The sequence below is a fragment of the Rhizobium sp. SVR5-2C genome (assembly GCF_056755115.1).
The window spans coordinates 1-230 of record NZ_JBNDHT010000666.1 but is presented as its reverse complement, the minus strand read 5'-3'; the positions used below and the strand labels follow the sequence as shown (position 1 = coordinate 230).

The window sequence follows — 230 nt, the reverse complement described above, 5'->3', positions numbered from 1 at the left end:
GCTGAAGCCGATCGATCCCGCCGAGGTCGAGGCTGTAGCCTATGCCATCAAGGCATGCGGCGCAGAAACCGTCGCGGTCTGCTTCATGCATTCCTATGTCGATCCAACGCACGAAATAGAGGCGGGGGGAATCCTCCGTCGGATGTTACCTGGCGTCTACATATCCCTGTCGCATGAGATCGTTCGTGAATACCGCGAATACGAACGGACCTCGACGACCGTTATAAATG

At 56.1% G+C, this 230-nt stretch carries 1 protein-coding gene; it reads left to right on the top strand.

The features are described 5' to 3' along the window. Position 1 precedes the first annotated feature (1 nt). The coding region (locus ACPYOI_RS37300) for a hydantoinase/oxoprolinase N-terminal domain-containing protein (RefSeq protein ID WP_481424334.1) at positions 2-230 on the top strand (229 nt) is incomplete at its 3' end.